The sequence below is a fragment of the Pseudonocardia xinjiangensis genome (genome assembly GCF_012911925.1).
GTDB lineage: Bacteria > Actinomycetota > Actinomycetes > Mycobacteriales > Pseudonocardiaceae > Pseudonocardia > Pseudonocardia xinjiangensis.
On the sequence record NZ_JAAXKY010000176.1, the window covers coordinates 1 to 13,795 of the forward strand.

Annotated in this window: 13 protein-coding genes and 1 pseudogene; 6 read left to right on the plus strand and 8 right to left on the minus strand. The window is 70.9% G+C overall.

What is annotated here, in order from left to right; all coding sequences use genetic code 11:
- Nucleotides 1-149: 149 nt before the first annotated feature.
- Both HF577_RS32770 and HF577_RS32775 read right to left on the minus strand, forming a co-directional pair.
- Nucleotides 150-542, minus strand: coding sequence for a hypothetical protein (locus HF577_RS32770; RefSeq protein WP_169399881.1), 393 nt, complete (start codon nt 540-542; stop codon nt 150-152).
- A 167-nt stretch (nt 543-709) separates the two neighbouring features.
- Nucleotides 710-2,899: a hypothetical protein gene (locus HF577_RS32775; protein WP_312859539.1), complete on the minus strand. Its 2,190-nt coding sequence runs from the start codon at nt 2,897-2,899 to the stop codon at nt 710-712.
- Between the two features lie 137 nt (nt 2,900-3,036).
- Between HF577_RS32775 and HF577_RS32780 the strand changes: the two genes are divergently transcribed.
- The gene (locus tag HF577_RS32780; protein WP_169399882.1) at nt 3,037-4,536 is read left to right on the plus strand and encodes an SDR family oxidoreductase; all 1,500 of its coding nucleotides are present in this window, start codon (nt 3,037-3,039) and stop codon (nt 4,534-4,536) included.
- Nucleotides 4,537-4,608: 72 nt separating this feature from the next.
- On the opposite strand, the gene HF577_RS32785 is transcribed toward HF577_RS32780, so the two are convergent.
- Entirely contained in the window at nt 4,609-5,430 is an 822-nt protein-coding gene (locus HF577_RS32785) for an aldo/keto reductase (RefSeq protein WP_281359923.1), read from the minus strand.
- A 184-nt stretch (nt 5,431-5,614) separates the two neighbouring features.
- Entirely contained in the window at nt 5,615-5,989 is a 375-nt protein-coding gene (locus HF577_RS32790) for a BlaI/MecI/CopY family transcriptional regulator (protein WP_169399883.1), read from the minus strand.
- 144 nt (nt 5,990-6,133) lie between these two features.
- On the opposite strand from HF577_RS32790, the gene HF577_RS32795 reads away from it, so the two are divergent.
- The 3 genes from HF577_RS32795 to pcaD are packed head-to-tail and all read left to right on the plus strand — an operon-like array spanning nt 6,134 to nt 8,510.
- The gene (locus HF577_RS32795) at nt 6,134-6,940 is read left to right on the plus strand and encodes a CoA transferase subunit A (RefSeq protein WP_169399884.1); all 807 of its coding nucleotides are present in this window, start codon (nt 6,134-6,136) and stop codon (nt 6,938-6,940) included.
- Nucleotides 6,937-7,737: a CoA-transferase subunit beta gene (locus HF577_RS32800; protein WP_169399885.1), complete on the plus strand. Its 801-nt coding sequence runs from the start codon at nt 6,937-6,939 to the stop codon at nt 7,735-7,737. Before HF577_RS32795 ends, HF577_RS32800 begins: the two co-directional genes overlap by 4 nt.
- On the plus strand, nt 7,734-8,510 hold the full coding sequence (pcaD, locus tag HF577_RS32805; RefSeq protein WP_169399886.1) for a 3-oxoadipate enol-lactonase: 777 nt from the start codon (nt 7,734-7,736) through the stop codon (nt 8,508-8,510). Before HF577_RS32800 ends, pcaD begins: the two co-directional genes overlap by 4 nt.
- A gap of 42 nt (nt 8,511-8,552) precedes the next feature.
- On the opposite strand, the gene HF577_RS32810 is transcribed toward pcaD, so the two are convergent.
- The 3 genes from HF577_RS32810 to HF577_RS32820 all read right to left on the minus strand — a co-directional run bounded on the left by HF577_RS32810 (nt 8,553) and on the right by HF577_RS32820 (nt 11,252).
- Nucleotides 8,553-9,779 carry a cytochrome P450 gene (locus HF577_RS32810; protein ID WP_169399887.1) on the minus strand — a complete coding sequence of 409 codons (1,227 nt, stop codon included), beginning with the start codon at nt 9,777-9,779 and terminating at the stop codon, nt 8,553-8,555.
- A 32-nt stretch (nt 9,780-9,811) separates the two neighbouring features.
- Nucleotides 9,812-10,657 (minus strand): DUF4097 family beta strand repeat-containing protein, encoded by an 846-nt coding sequence (locus tag HF577_RS32815; RefSeq protein ID WP_169399888.1) that lies wholly within the window; start codon nt 10,655-10,657, stop codon nt 9,812-9,814.
- 73 nt (nt 10,658-10,730) lie between these two features.
- Nucleotides 10,731-11,252: a toxin-antitoxin system HicB family antitoxin gene (locus HF577_RS32820; RefSeq protein WP_169399889.1), complete on the minus strand. Its 522-nt coding sequence runs from the start codon at nt 11,250-11,252 to the stop codon at nt 10,731-10,733.
- Between the two features lie 194 nt (nt 11,253-11,446).
- Between HF577_RS32820 and HF577_RS32830 the strand changes: the two genes are divergently transcribed.
- Nucleotides 11,447-11,689 carry a hypothetical protein gene (locus HF577_RS32830; RefSeq protein WP_211175214.1) on the plus strand — a complete coding sequence of 81 codons (243 nt, stop codon included), beginning with the start codon at nt 11,447-11,449 and terminating at the stop codon, nt 11,687-11,689.
- 200 nt (nt 11,690-11,889) lie between these two features.
- Nucleotides 11,890-12,579 carry an enoyl-CoA hydratase/isomerase family protein gene (locus HF577_RS32835; RefSeq protein WP_169399890.1) on the plus strand — a complete coding sequence of 230 codons (690 nt, stop codon included), beginning with the start codon at nt 11,890-11,892 and terminating at the stop codon, nt 12,577-12,579.
- Nucleotides 12,580-13,507: 928 nt separating this feature from the next.
- Here the strand turns inward: HF577_RS32835 and HF577_RS37720 are convergent.
- Nucleotides 13,508-13,795: pseudogene (locus tag HF577_RS37720) on the minus strand (hypothetical protein); the annotation flags it as partial.

The window sequence follows — 13,795 nt, forward strand, 5'->3', positions numbered from 1 at the left end:
GCTGAGGGCCGGGGCCGCGGCGCCGAGGTTCCAGCGCGGCCCCGGCCCTCGTCAGGGCAGTAGTGCAGTGCAGTGGGTGCAGTACTGCCGTCGTGCACGGCCACTCCCCAGCGGCCGTCCAATCCCTGCACGTCGAACGTGCGGGGACGTCACCAGCGGGAGCTGTACGCCTCGCGTCGGTGGTGGTGCCGTCCCTCGTCGATCAGTTCGTGACGCGCAGCCGGTACGGCGACATGTGCTCCGGTGCCCGAGACCCGCGAGTTCGGGATGGACGGGGCCGGGGTGAGGGCCTGCACCGGGATCGGCGCGGTCAGTGGGTCACGTCGGAACGCGTCGACCGGATCAGGGCGGGGCGGCGGGGGCGGAGCAGCCTGGGCCGGCCGGACGGCCGGGGCCGCGGGCTCGTGTTGGCGACGGCGCCACCCACCACGCGTGAGCGCGTGAAAGATCGGTGTCAGCTCCGCGTCCTCGTCGAACGCATGCCTACCCGTGGCCGGGGTCCAGTCGTCGTCGGTCGTCGAGTAGCGGGTCGCTGGGGACACGCGTCACCTCCATCGTCTTCCTGTGCGCCGTCCATGGTGCTGCCTTCAGCGGTTCTATCTGCGCACTTACACCCACAACGGGGACACTCGGGCGTGGAAACGGGTTCGGAGCGACCGTTACTGCTCTACGGCTCGATTCCGCCCGTTCGGGTGGATCTGGTCCCCCTTCAGACCCGCTTGAGCATTCGGGCAGCGCCCGCTGCAGCCGTTGTGGCGAGGATCCACCCCAGGGCGATCAACAAACTCGCTATCCATTGGGAGGCGCCGTCCAATCGCCAGTACCCGTCCTGCCCGAGGTTCACGATCGGGAGGAGCGTGTCGATCGCGAAGATCCAGGGGTTGAAGACGGGGTTCTGTCCGTTGTCGACCGGCGGCGGCACGTGCGTGGCGAACCAGGCGCCGCCGAGCACGGCGAAGAGCGCGAGCCAGCAGACCGCCAACCAGGGCTGATAGCCGAATCCGACCGTCCAGCGCTGGAGCACTCCCCAGATCCGTCCCGCGACGCCCGCCTCGGCGTAGTGCCGGCTCTGCATCTCCATGAGGACGCGCTCGGAGGCCGCCTCGTCGCCTGCGCGCCGGTACGCGGCCGCCATCTGGTCGTATGGTCCCGGTGCGTAGTCGGGTATCACCTGTTTGAGCCAGCTTAGCCGCTTTCGGATGTCAATCACATGTGTGTCATTCAGTTTTTGGTAATCAAAACCGTCCAGATCGATGCCACCAACGGCCCTCCATAACTCTGGGCAATCTTCGAAGGTGCCGACCTGAGCCTGCGCCAGACGCACGCTCGCACCGGGCGGCCGGGCCGGGCGCACGACGAGTTCGCCGGTGACGAGTCCGTAGGCGTTGAGGGCATAGCGGACCCTGTCCGGCTCCGCCGCCTCCTGCGAATCCGACGGTTCCGGTGACTCCGACGTTCCCAGCGTCACGTCGACGAACTGCACCGACTTGCGCGCCTCCATCCGCCGGAGGCGGACGCCGCCGGCGGCCACGAAACCTTCCGAACAGACGACGTCCTTCCCGACGGTCGCCGCGCGGAGATCCAGGGAGGGCCGGGCATCCCCGTTGGGCCGCAACCGAGGTTGCTCCAGGTGAGCCCCGGTGCAGTCGAGCGTCGCCCCGATCTCGGCGTTCTGCAGCCGAACCGTGCCCTTGCACTGCAGGCGGCGGAGGTAGAACTCGCCGCCGATCCGCAGCCGGTCGGCCAGCAGCGCGTACCCGCGCGGCGTGGACAGCACGATCCCCGTGAGGCTCGCGCTCCCGCGGACGTGGGCGTCCACGAGCCGCAGCTGACCGGCGCACCGGAGGGGACCGCGCCCGTTGTCGCGGCCCTCGAGGTCGCCGCTGACGTCCATCCCGTCGCCGAGCAGGGCGATCCCCCGCCCTGTCGCGCCCATCGGGCCGACCAGCCGGGCGCCGGAGAGCCGCAGGTAGCCGCCGACGACGGCGTTGGGCAGGCGCACCGTGCCGTCGGTGTGCACCCCGTCGTCGAGCTCGAGGTTGCCCTCCACGCGGACGCGGTCGGCCACCAGGCACGCCGTGCCGTCCACGATCCCGCCGGGGACCACCGGCAACCGGCTTTCCCCCGGCTCCGGTTCCGATTCGACGGACATGGCCGCGGAGCCACGCTCGATGCGCGCCCCGGAGAAGATGAGGTCGCCACCGACCCGGGCCCCGGCCAGCATGAGCCGGCCCGCCGCGCAGAACGCGACGTCCGGCCCGGCGTCGTGCCGACCGGCGAGAAGGCTGCCTCCGACGGTGATCCCGGTGGCGTCGAGCGCGTCGCCGGTCGGGCTGTTCAGATCGGCCCCGCTGAGGTCGAGGTTGCCCGTGATGCGCGCACCCGGTAGCCGGATCTCGCCGCTGCTGCGCAACCGCCGTGCGTACAACGTGCCGTCCACGACGATGCGGTCGGCGATCAGCGCCCTGCCCCCGGCTCCCCGCAGCCGTCCGCCGGACAGCCGCAGCGACCCACCGATCTGCGCATCGGCGAGGTGCACCGGTCCGTGCGAGGTGAACCCGTCGTCGAGCAGCAAATCGGCGGCCACCCGCAGGTTGCCTGCCCGGAGCCCCGGCAGCCTGCAGCCCGTGAGTGCGAGGCCGGTGAACTGCGCCATCCGCAGGTCGGGAGCCTGCGCGAACACGCAGGAACGCAGCTCGACGGGAACACCGATCTCGGCGCCGGTGAGCCGGAGAACGCCGGTGATGGTGGCCCGCCGCAGCGTCAGCGCAGGTGCGCCCGACGCCGTGGACCCCGTGAGGACGGCCGCGAGGGTGGTGGCCGACAGCGAAGCGCCCTCGAGATCGAGCTCGCGTCCGGTTGCCAGCGCGTCGGCGAGCACCGCCGCATCCACCACCACCGCGCCGGCCTCCCAAGATCCACAGACTCCGCGGCGGATGTTTATCACGGCCCGACGCCCCGTGGTGATCATCGGCGGAAAGCTCGCAAACGGGTCGTCGAGTGGCGGGCGGCCCCGCCCACCAGGAGCATCGGAGGGTGCGATACCTCGTCACGGGTTCCACCGGCTACATCGGCGGCCGGCTGGCCGCCCGGCTGATCGACGCCGGCGCGGGCACCGTCCGCTGCCTGGTGCGCGACCCGGAGAAGCTCCGGGACGTCCCGTGGGCGCACCGCGCGGAGATCATGCGCGGAGACCTTCTCGATCCGGCGAGCATGCGCGCGGCCTGCGAGGGCGTCGACGTCCTCTACTTCCTGGTGCACTCGCTGTCCGACCGGGACTTCGCCGCCACCGACCGTCGCATCGCACTCATCACCGGGCAGGCCGCGCGCGAGGCGGGCGTGCGACGCATCGTCTACCTCGGTGGACTGCATCCTGAGGGCGGACTGTCGGAGCACCTGGCCTCCCGCACCGAGGTGGGTGAGATCCTCCTGCGCTGCGGCGTCCCGACCGCAGTGCTGCAAACAGCGGTGATCCTCGGCTCCGGTTCGGCGAGCTTCGAGATGCTGCGCTACCTGACCGAACGTCTCCCGGTCATGGTCACGCCGCGGTGGGTGCGCAACCGGATCCAGCCGATCGCGGTTCGCGACGTCCTGCACTTCCTCATCGGCGCGGCCACGCTGCCGCCCGAGGTGAACCGGACGTTCGACCTCGGCGGCCCGGAGGTGCTCACCTACCTCGACATGATGCAGCGCTATGCGGCGGTGGCCGGGCTGCCGTGGCGGCGCATCGTCCCGGTACCGGTGCTGACCCCACGCCTGTCGGCGCACTGGGTGAACATCGTGACCCCGGTACCGAAGACCATCGCAGCGCCGCTCATCGAGTCGCTCGTGCACGAGGTCGTGTGTTCCGAGCAGGACATCCTCGAGTACGTGCCCGAGCCGCCCGGGGGCCGCACCGGGTACGACCGGGCCGTCCAGCTCGCGTTGACGAAGATCAGCGGCGGTGACGTCGAGACCCGGTGGTCGGACGCGGCCGTGGCCGACATGGCGTCCGATCCGCTGCCCACCGACCCGCAGTGGTCCGGGGGAAGTGTCTACCTGGACGAACGGGAGCAGAGCAGCACGGCCGATCCCGACGCGCTGTGGGCGGTCGTCACGGGGATCGGCGGCGAACGAGGCTGGTACTCCTTCCCGCTCGCCTGGGCGGTGCGCGGGTGGATGGACCGGCTCGTCGGCGGGGTCGGCCTGCGCCGCGGCCGACGTGATCCCGACCGTCTGCAGACCGGGGACGCGCTGGACTGGTGGCGCGTCGAGCAGCTACGCGACGACGCGGGCGGCCGGACGCTGCGGCTGCGCGCGGAGATGAAGGTCCCCGGCCGCGCGTGGCTCGAGATGACGGTGTCGCCGCAACCGGGCGGTTCGCGGTACGGGCAGCGGGCGGTGTTCATCCCCCGCGGGTTGACCGGGCATCTGTACTGGTGGTCGGTGGCTCCGTTCCACGGCATCGTGTTCGGAGGCATGATCCGCAACATCACCCGCAGCGCAGAGCGGGTCGACCGCGCGCACCGGAACGGAGAGGTCACCGGCCGCGGCTAGGAAACCGGGCGACTCGCGGGCTGATTCGGGGCGACTCGCGGACGGGAAATCGGCGACTCGCGGGGTGGTGGGTCAGGCGGCGGCGGCGTCGAGCCGCTGGACGGACTCCTGGTCCAGCTGCAGCTCGCCCGCGCGGACGTTCTCCTCCAGGTGCTCCACGCTGCTGGTGCCCGGGATCGGCAGCATCACCGACGAGCGCTGCAGCAGCCACGCCAGCGACACCTGCGACGCGGTGGCGCCGAGCCGGGCGGCGATGTCGGCGACCGGGCCACCGGGCTCCGCCAGCTTTCCCGCGCTGATGGGCGCCCACGGGATGAAGCCGATGCCGAGCTCGGTGCAGTAGCGCAGCACCGCGTCGTACTTGCGGTCGAGGACGTTGTAGCGGTTCTGCACCGTCGCGACGTCGACGATCGAGGTGGCGCGTTCGATCTGGTCGACGTCCACCTCCGAGAGGCCGACCGCGGCGACCTTGCCCTCCGCCTGCAGCTCGGCGAGCAGGCCGAACTGCTCGTCGGCGGGCACCCACGGGTCGACGCGGTGCAGCTGGAACAGGTCGATCCGGTCGACGCCCAGCCGGCGCAGGCTCAGCTCGCACTGCTGGCGCAGGTACTCCGGGCGACCGCTCGGGAACCACTTGCCGGGACCGGTACGCAGGAAGCCCGCCTTGGTGGCGACGGTGATGCCGTCGTAGGGGTGCAGCGCCCGGCGCACGAGCTCCTCGGCGATCTCGGGACCGTAGGAGTCGGCGGTGTCGAACAGATCGACGCCGAGGTCGGCCGCGCGGCGCACCACGGCGACGGCGGCGTCGGGATCGGCCGGTGGACCCCAGATACCAGGTCCGGTGAGAAGGCGCATCGTGCCGAAACCGAGCCGGTTCACCGGCCGGGTCGGCAGCGGGAAGCGCGCGCTGAGAGCGGGAACGGTGTCATGAAGAGTGACCACGCCGTCACCATCGCACCGTGACGAACCGGGCGCTGCAGTTCGTGACGGTCGCCTCGCCAGATGTCACCCGGATCTCACAAAAGTGCGATGGCCAGGGCGGATGCGATTCGCGAGCACCCAGCCGGGCGGGTGATCGTCATCGCCCGCCCATGCCGTCCGGCGGCTCGCCGAGCGCATCGCGCAGCACGGCGGACTCCCGCTCGGACACCGAGCGGGCGAAGTGCAGCAACACGGTCTCGACGTCGCCGGAGGCGTCCAGCAGGTCGCGCAGCGCGCGGGCGGTGACCTCTTCACGGGTGGCGCTGGGGCGGTAGCGGTAGGCGCGGCCGTCCATCTCGCGCTGTACCCATCCCTTGCGGTGCAGGTTGTCGAGGACGGTCATGACCGTGGTGTAGGCCAGTTTGCGCTGCGGTGTCAGCTCCTCCAGGACGTCGCGCACGCGGTGGGGCGGCTCCGGTGACGACCACAGCACGTCCATGACCGCAGCCTCGAGTTCACCCAGTCCTCGCACGCGTCCTCCCCCCGAGCAGCATAAAGCCGTACGTCCGTACGGGCGCCCCTACCTGACCTTCCGAACGATCCGATCCTGATCACCAGGGGGGACGGTCGGCCGTCATCGATTGCCGGGCCTGGCCGCGCGCACTAGCGTTCCCACGTGGCCAAGATCGTGTCGTTGCCGCAGGCGGTGTCCGAGCTTGTGCATGACGGGGACACCGTCGCGCTTGAGGGCTTCACCCACCTCATCCCGTTCGCCGCAGGGCACGAGATCATCCGGCAGGGGCGGCGCGGCCTCACCCTCGTCCGGATGACGCCCGACCTGATCTACGACCAGCTGATCGGCGCAGGCTGCGCCGCCAAACTCGTGTTCTCCTGGGGTGGCAACCCTGGCGTCGGCTCGCTGCACCGGATGCGCGACGCCCTCGCCACCGGGTGGCCCGCCCCGCTGGAGATCGAGGAACACAGCCACGCGGGCATGGCCAACCGTTACGTCGCGGGCGCATCCGGGCTGCCGTTCGCGGTGCTCCGCGGCTATGCCGGCACCGACCTGCCCCTCCACACCTCCACCATCTCCACCGTGGAGTGCCCGTTCACCGGGGAGCGGCTCGCCGCCGTGGCCGCGCTCAACCCGGACGTCACGGTCGTGCACGCCCAGCGGGCCGACCGGGCCGGAAACGTCCAGCTGTGGGGGATCACCGGGGTGCAGAAGGAGGCGGTGCTCGCAGCCCGGCGCTCGCTCGTCACCGTCGAGGAGATCGTCGACGAGCTGACGCCGGTGCCGGGGGCGGTCGTCCTCCCGGGCTGGGTGCTCGACGCGGTGGCCGTGGCACCCCGCGGGGCGGCCCCGTCGTACGCGCACGGGTACTACGACCGCGACAACGCCGCCTACCGCAGATGGGACGCGATCAGCCGCGACCGGGAGGCGTTCACCCGCTGGCTGACCACCCTCGAGGAGGCGGCATGACCGGCACGACCGATCCGGTGACCGAGTCGGAGCCCACCACCCGCTGGTCCGCCGACGAGATGATGAGCATCGCGGCTGCTCGATCCCTGCGCGACGGGCAGGCGTGCTTCGTGGGGATCGGGCTGCCGTCCACGGCGGCCAACCTGGCGCGGCGCCTGCACGCGCCCCACCTCGTGCTGATCTACGAGTCGGGCACTCTGGACACCCGGCCCGACGAGCTGCCGCTCTCGATCGGCGACGGCATCCTCGCCGAGTCGGCCCTCTCCGTCGTCAGCGTGCCGGAGATCTTCAACTACTGGCTGCAGCCCGGCCGGATCGACATCGGCTTCCTGTCCGGAGCCCAGATCGACCGCTTCGCCAACATCAACACCACCGTGATCGGCGAGTACGACGAGCCGGCCGTACGGCTGCCGGGCTCGGGCGGCGCGCCCGAGATCGCGGCATCCTGCCGAGAGGTGATCGTGGTGATGCGCCACCGGATGCGCGCCTTCGTCGAGCAGGTGGACTTCGTGACGTCCGTGGGGCACGGGAGCGGTCCCCTGGACCGGCAGATCCTCGGGCTGCGCGGAGCGGGACCGGTCCGGGTGATCACGGACCTCGGCGTCCTGGAACCCGACCCGGACACCTCGGAGCTCGTGCTCACCGCGCTGCACCACGGCGTCACGGTCGAGCAGGTGCGGGCGGAGACGGGCTGGCCGCTGGAGGTGTCGGCGGACCTCATGATCACGGCCGCGCCGAGCACCACCGAGCTGGAGACGCTGCGCTCGATGCGCACCGTCGGATCGGGAGAGTCATGACGGAGGACGGCCCGGTGCGGTTGCACCACACCGACGAGGGCCCGCGCGACGCGCCGGTCCTCGTGCTGTCGGGATCGCTCGGCTCGACGCTGGAGATGTGGCGACCCCAGGTGGCGCTCCTCACCGAGCGGTTCCGGGTGATCCGCGTCGACCACCGCGGCCACGGCGGATCACCGGTGCCACCGGGCCCGTACCGGGTGGCCGACCTCGCCGGTGACGTCATCGCGCTGCTCGACGACCTGGGCCTGGAGCAGGTGGCCTGGTGCGGCCTGTCACTCGGCGGGATGGTGGGCATGTACCTGGGCTCCGAGGCCCCGGAGCGCATCACCAGCCTCACCCTGTGCTGCACGTCGTCGCACTTCCCGGACTCGTCGGTGTGGGCGGAGCGGATCAAGGCCGTCGCCGACGGCGGCACGGCCCCGATCGCCCCCACGGTCGTCTCGCGGTGGTTCACGCCGGACTGGGCGGCGGAGCACCCGGACGTCGTCGCGGAGGCGGCGGCGATGGTCGCCGGCACCTCGGACGAGGGCTACCTGGCCAGCTGCCAGGCGCTGGAGGTCTGGGACCACCGCGACCGGCTGCCCGCGATCTCCGCGCCCACGCTCGTGATCGCCGGCTCCGCCGACCTGTCCACCCCCGTCGAACCCCACGCCCGCACGATCGCCGACGCCATCCCGGGTGCCCGGCTGGAAGTGCTCGAGGGCGCCCACCTCGCCACCATCGAACGGGCCGACGAGGCCACGGCACTGATCGCCGAGCACGCCGGCCGCTGACGCGGGGCCATCCGCCGCCGGCCGGATGCTCGCCCGACGGTTCTACGGAGCCGTTTCCGTCCAGGTGACCGGCAGTTCGTGGACGCCGTAGATGTTCATGTCGGTCTTGAGCTTCACCTCGCCTGCGGGGACGGCGAGCTCGAGGGTCGGGAAACGACGCAGCAGTCCCGCGAAACCGGCGCGCATCTCGATGCGGGCCAGTTGCTGGCCGAGGCACTGGTGGATGCCGTGGCCGAAGGAGAGGTGACCGCGGGCCTTGCGGTGGACGTCCAGCGTGTCGGGGTTGTCGAAGCGCAACGGGTCGCGGTTGGCCGCCAGCAGCGAGACGATGACGGTCGATCCCTCGGGGATGGTCTCGCCGCCGAGTTCGATGTCCTCCGTCGCATAGCGGAAGAAGATGTCGGCGATGGACAGATAGCGCAGGAGCTCCTCGACGGCATCGGGCAGCAGATCCGGGTCGGCACGCAGTTCGGCCAGCTGCTCGGGGTGCTCCAGGAGCGCGAACGTGCCCAGTGCCAGCATGTTGGCGGTGGTCTCGTGGCCCGCGAGCAGCAGCAGGAAGGCGATGCCGGTCAGTTCCTCGATGGTGAGGTCGTCATGGCGGGCCAGGTCGGACAGGATGTCCTCGCCGGGGACGGCGCGTTTGCGCGTGACCAGTTCGGAGAGGTACGTGCTCAGTTCGGTGTACGCGGCGATCTTCTCCTCGAGCTTCTGGTCCCTGACCAGGAACTTCGCCGAGTTGGCCTGGAAGTTCTCCCGGTCCGCGTAGGGGACGCCGAGCAGTTCGCAGATCACCAGCGATGGCACCGGGAGCGCGAACTCCCTGACCAGATCGACCGGCGGTGTGAGGCGCGCCAGTTCGTCCAACTGCCGCTCGACGATGTCGATGATGTGTTCTTCGAGCTGCTTCATGCGTTTGACGGTGAACGCGCCGGTGAGCTTGCGCCGCAGCCTGGTGTGGTCCGGCGGGTCCATGGCGATGAACATGCCCGGCGGCTGCGGGGACGGTTCGGTGGCGGCGGGCATGCCGGGGGTCTCGTAGGGAATGTGGAGAATGCCGATGTCCTGCCGCGAGCTGAACCGGGTGTCGGCCATGAGCCGGCGCACCGCGTCGTAGCCGGTGACGAGCCAGCCCTGGTGACCGTCGGGGAAGACCATGGGACTGACGGGGCGAGCCTCGCGCAGCAGGGTGATCTGGCGCGGCGGGTCGAAGGGGCCAGCGTCGCGCTCCATGGGGAGGCCGTCCGGGATGGGAACAGTGCGAGTCATCGGATTCCTTTCGTGGTGGTGGCGGACGTGGATCAGGACCGTCGGATCGTGATGCCGCCGAACGAGGTGCGTGCGCGCACCTCGACGGTCTCGTCGGACTCCTCGGGGCCGGTGGTGCTCTCCAGCAGGTTGTGCACCTGCCCGAACTCGGTGTTCACGTCCAGCCGGGCGGCGGTGCCCTCGGCGATGCCGATTTCCAGGTCGCCCATCGCGGTCGCGAGCTCGACCGAGCCACGGGCCACCTCGCCGAGGCGGATGCTGCCGTTGGACGTCTTCGCGTCGACACCCGCGCCGGCCCGGTCGACGGAGATGTCGCCGTTCGCCGAGCGCACCCGTACGGCGCCGGTGGCTGCGGCGATCGTGGTGTCGCCGTTGGAGTTCTTGACGGCCACGGAGCCCTCGGTCTCGCCGATGCGGATCTTCCCGGAGCCGGTGTGGATCTCGGCGTCGCCCGCCACGCCGTCCGCGGTGACGTGACCGGCCGCGGTGTCCACCCGCAACGGACCGGTCCGCTCGAGCCGGGCGTTCCCGGCGGAGGTCTTGAAGCTGAACTCCCCGAGCCGGCCCGTGCCGCTGAGGTCCCCCACCTGCACCTCACCGGACACCTGCGAACCGGTGGGCAGGCCGATGGACACCTCCACCGACCTGGTCTTGCGGGAGAAGTCGAAAGCGCGCGCTTTCGGTCCTGTGACCTGGAGGCGGCCGTTCGTGTAGTCGACGCGGACGCGGCGGGCAGCCTCCACGTCGGACTCGTCGGACTCGTCGCTCGGGCGCACGTCGACGGTGGTGTCGGCCCGGTCGCTCGCGGTGATCCGCACATTGCCGACGCCCAGCTCGAGCGTCACGGAAATCGGTTCGGGTGTCTCGAAATCGGGCATGGCTGTCCCCTCATCGTGGGTCGGTGATGCGTCCCCGCAGGTCGGGGACGTGAAGTGGTGGAAAGCGGTGCGGTCAGCGCACCCAGCCGGTGAGGCGCTGCTGGCCCCGCCTGCCGCTGCCGCGCTGCTCGGGGCGCTGGTCGCCTTCGGAGCGCGCCACGGCGACCGACGCCGCACGGACCAGCCAGGCGTTGACCGAGCGGCCCTCCCTGGTGGCGGCCTCCTCGACCGCGGCCTTGAGCTGCTCCGGGAGGCGCACGTTGATCCGCGAGCTCGGGCCGTCCTCGGGGATCAGGGGACCGCCGTCCGCCGGTGCCGGATCGGCCTCGGCCGCGCCCCCGACCGGCTCGGCCGGCGATGCGGTCACGACGAAGTGCGGGTCGCGCCCGCGCAGGCGCAGCTCCACCGAACCCGGGGCCAGGTCCCGGGTGATCTCGTCCGCGGCGGCGGACAGCGCGTCCAGCAGCGTCATCCGGATCGCCGACTCGAGCGACCCGCTCAGGCGCTCGACCAACGCACGCGTCTCGTCACCGCCGGCTTCGGCGAGCGTGGCGAACTCGCGCCCGAGGTTGCTCACGTAGGTGGTCAAGTCCATGGTGCCATCATGGCATCAAGATGGTGCCAACACAAGCGATCATGGCTCAGGAGTGGTGCCATGTGGCACCACACCCGGTCAGAGTTGGTTCTCGCCGCCGTCGACGTAGATGTTGGCGCCGAGGATGAAGCTGCTCTGGTCCGAAGCGGGGAAGGCCACGGCGGCGGCCTTCGGCAACAACCACAGCCCAGGTGGTGGCCACCGCACTCCTCAACGGCACGGTCCAGGCCACCACCCGCACCGACTGCCCTTCCGGATGCCTGGGCGTCCAGGGCTCACTGGTGTCCGGCGACCTCGGCCTCCCCGCACGTGACGCGCTGATCGAGTGGCGGAACGACGCACGCCTACGCCTCGAGGAACGCTTCCAGCGGGCCGTCGACGAGGGCGACCTCCAGGAAGTCGCCGACACGGCACTGCGCAGCCGGCCACCGGCCTGAGACTCGACATCAGATGTGAGACCACGGGGGCGTGTCAGCACTGAAGCACCGGCACCGGCGTGTCCGCTGTCGGAAATGCGGTCATCCCCACATCCAGCTGCGTTGCAAAGTAATACTCAGAAGCTATGTTTAAAAACAGAACCTAGAATCCTACCTAGAGAAGAGGACCGTGTCCACCCAGACCCCGCAGCCGGGTAGTCGTGTTCGACAGTGCCGACCCCGACTTCTTCCTGGCGCACTACGACATCACCTGGGACCCGGCGGACACCATCTCGATGCCGACCGATGGACCGACCGGCATGCACCCCTGGCTCGACGCGCTGGCGCGGCTGAGCAGGGCGCCGGTCGTCTCCATCGCGAAGGTCCAGGGCCGGGCCCGCGGCGCGGGCAGCGAGTTCGTTCTCGCCTGCGACATGCGGTTCGCCAGCCACGAGCGCGCGGTGCTCGCCCAGCTCGAGGTGGGCCTGGGTCTCGTGCCGGGGGGCGGCCCGATGCACCGCCTGCCCTACCTCATCGGCCGCGGCCGGGCCCTCGAGATCCTGCTGGCCAGCAACGACTTCAACGGTGAGCTCGCCGAGCGCTACGGCTACGTCAACCGCGCCGTGCCGGAGGCGGAGATCGACGAGTTCGTCGACACCATCGCCGACCGCATCGCCTCGTTCGACAAATCCGCGCTCGCCGAGACCAAGCATCATGTGGACGAGGTCACTCTCGCCGACTACTCACTGATGCCCGCCGCGCTGGACGAGTTCTGGCGCTCGGTGGCCCGCGAGGGTGCCCTGCGGCGCCTCGGCCAGGCGATCAAGGACGGCTTGCAGAGCCGCAGCGAGGTGGAGCTCGACATGGGCAACTACCTCGCCGGTCTCGACGCGGCAAGCTCCGGGAAATGACGTCTGTCCTTCCTCAAACACCCCTCGGGCAGACCCTGACGGTGCCCGAGGAGCGAGGGACCCGCTCGTCTCCGGCAGCGCCAGCTCGACGCCTGGACGTGCGACGCCCGCCTGCCCACCGTCGCGGACGCCCAGGAGCTTGAACGGGGCGGCCTGATCGGCGACGAGGATGTCGCGGTGATCCCGGTGACGTACCAGGACTCCTCCGAGCCCAGGTGCACGGCCGCGTGGCTGACGTCGATGGCCTCCAGCCACGGCACGGCAGCGCGTTCATCCCCCGCAGCACCTCCGCTGCCTGTTCACCGGTGGCGCCCTGGACGCTACCGGTGAACAGCGGGTACATCGCGTCTCCGGCGATCATCGACGTGTCCAGGCCGCACGGATCGGTCGTGTCCGGCGGGCGGTGAGCACTCACCGGGGGAACACGGGCTGGTCGCGATGACTTCCCGGCCGGAGGGCGCGTGCTGGGCGCGGTCGGCGCTGTAGCGGTGGGGCCGCCGCTGCGCATGATCTCCCGTGTGACGGTCGAGGTCGGGCGGTCGAGGCGGCTGGCGATCTCCGCGTGGGCGAGGCCGTCGGCCAGTCCCAGGGTGATCTACTGGCGTTGCAAGCCGCAGCGACGCATCCGGACCGCGAAGAGCCCGGTCCGGATGCCTCGCGCGATCGTGGTGATGATTTGCCCGGCCAGGTCCTCCTACGTCCTTCCGCTGTTTCGAGCCCAGCTGCTCATCGCTGGTCCTTCCTTCCCTCCAGCGTCCGTCCGGCTCGTTGGGGTGCGTACCTATGCGATCAGCCGTCCGTTCGAACCGGCGGCCCGTCAGCGCCCTGTGCCGGGATGACGGCCTCGAGCTCCTGAGCCCTCGGGCTCGCCGCCTCCCCGCCCGGTTCTGCAGCAGGTGCAGCCGCCCGATCGGCAGCGCGTGCCGAGTCAACTCGGCACTTCCTCCCGTCGCCGGTCATCGCCGGCGGTGGCGGGGATGGCGTTGTCGATGAGGACGGCGGCGATGGCGGCGGCGGTGGGGAAGGCGTCGGCGTTGAGGACCCGGGTGCGGGCCGCGGCCCCGTCGATGAGCAGCGCGAGCTGCTCGCCGAGCTGCACCGGCTGCTCCACGGCCACCAGCCGCAGCCCCTCCGCCCGGCTCGCCCGCACCCAGCCGTCGAACGCCGCCAGCATCCCCTGCACCCGGGACAGCTCCCGGCGACCGAACCAGGGCGC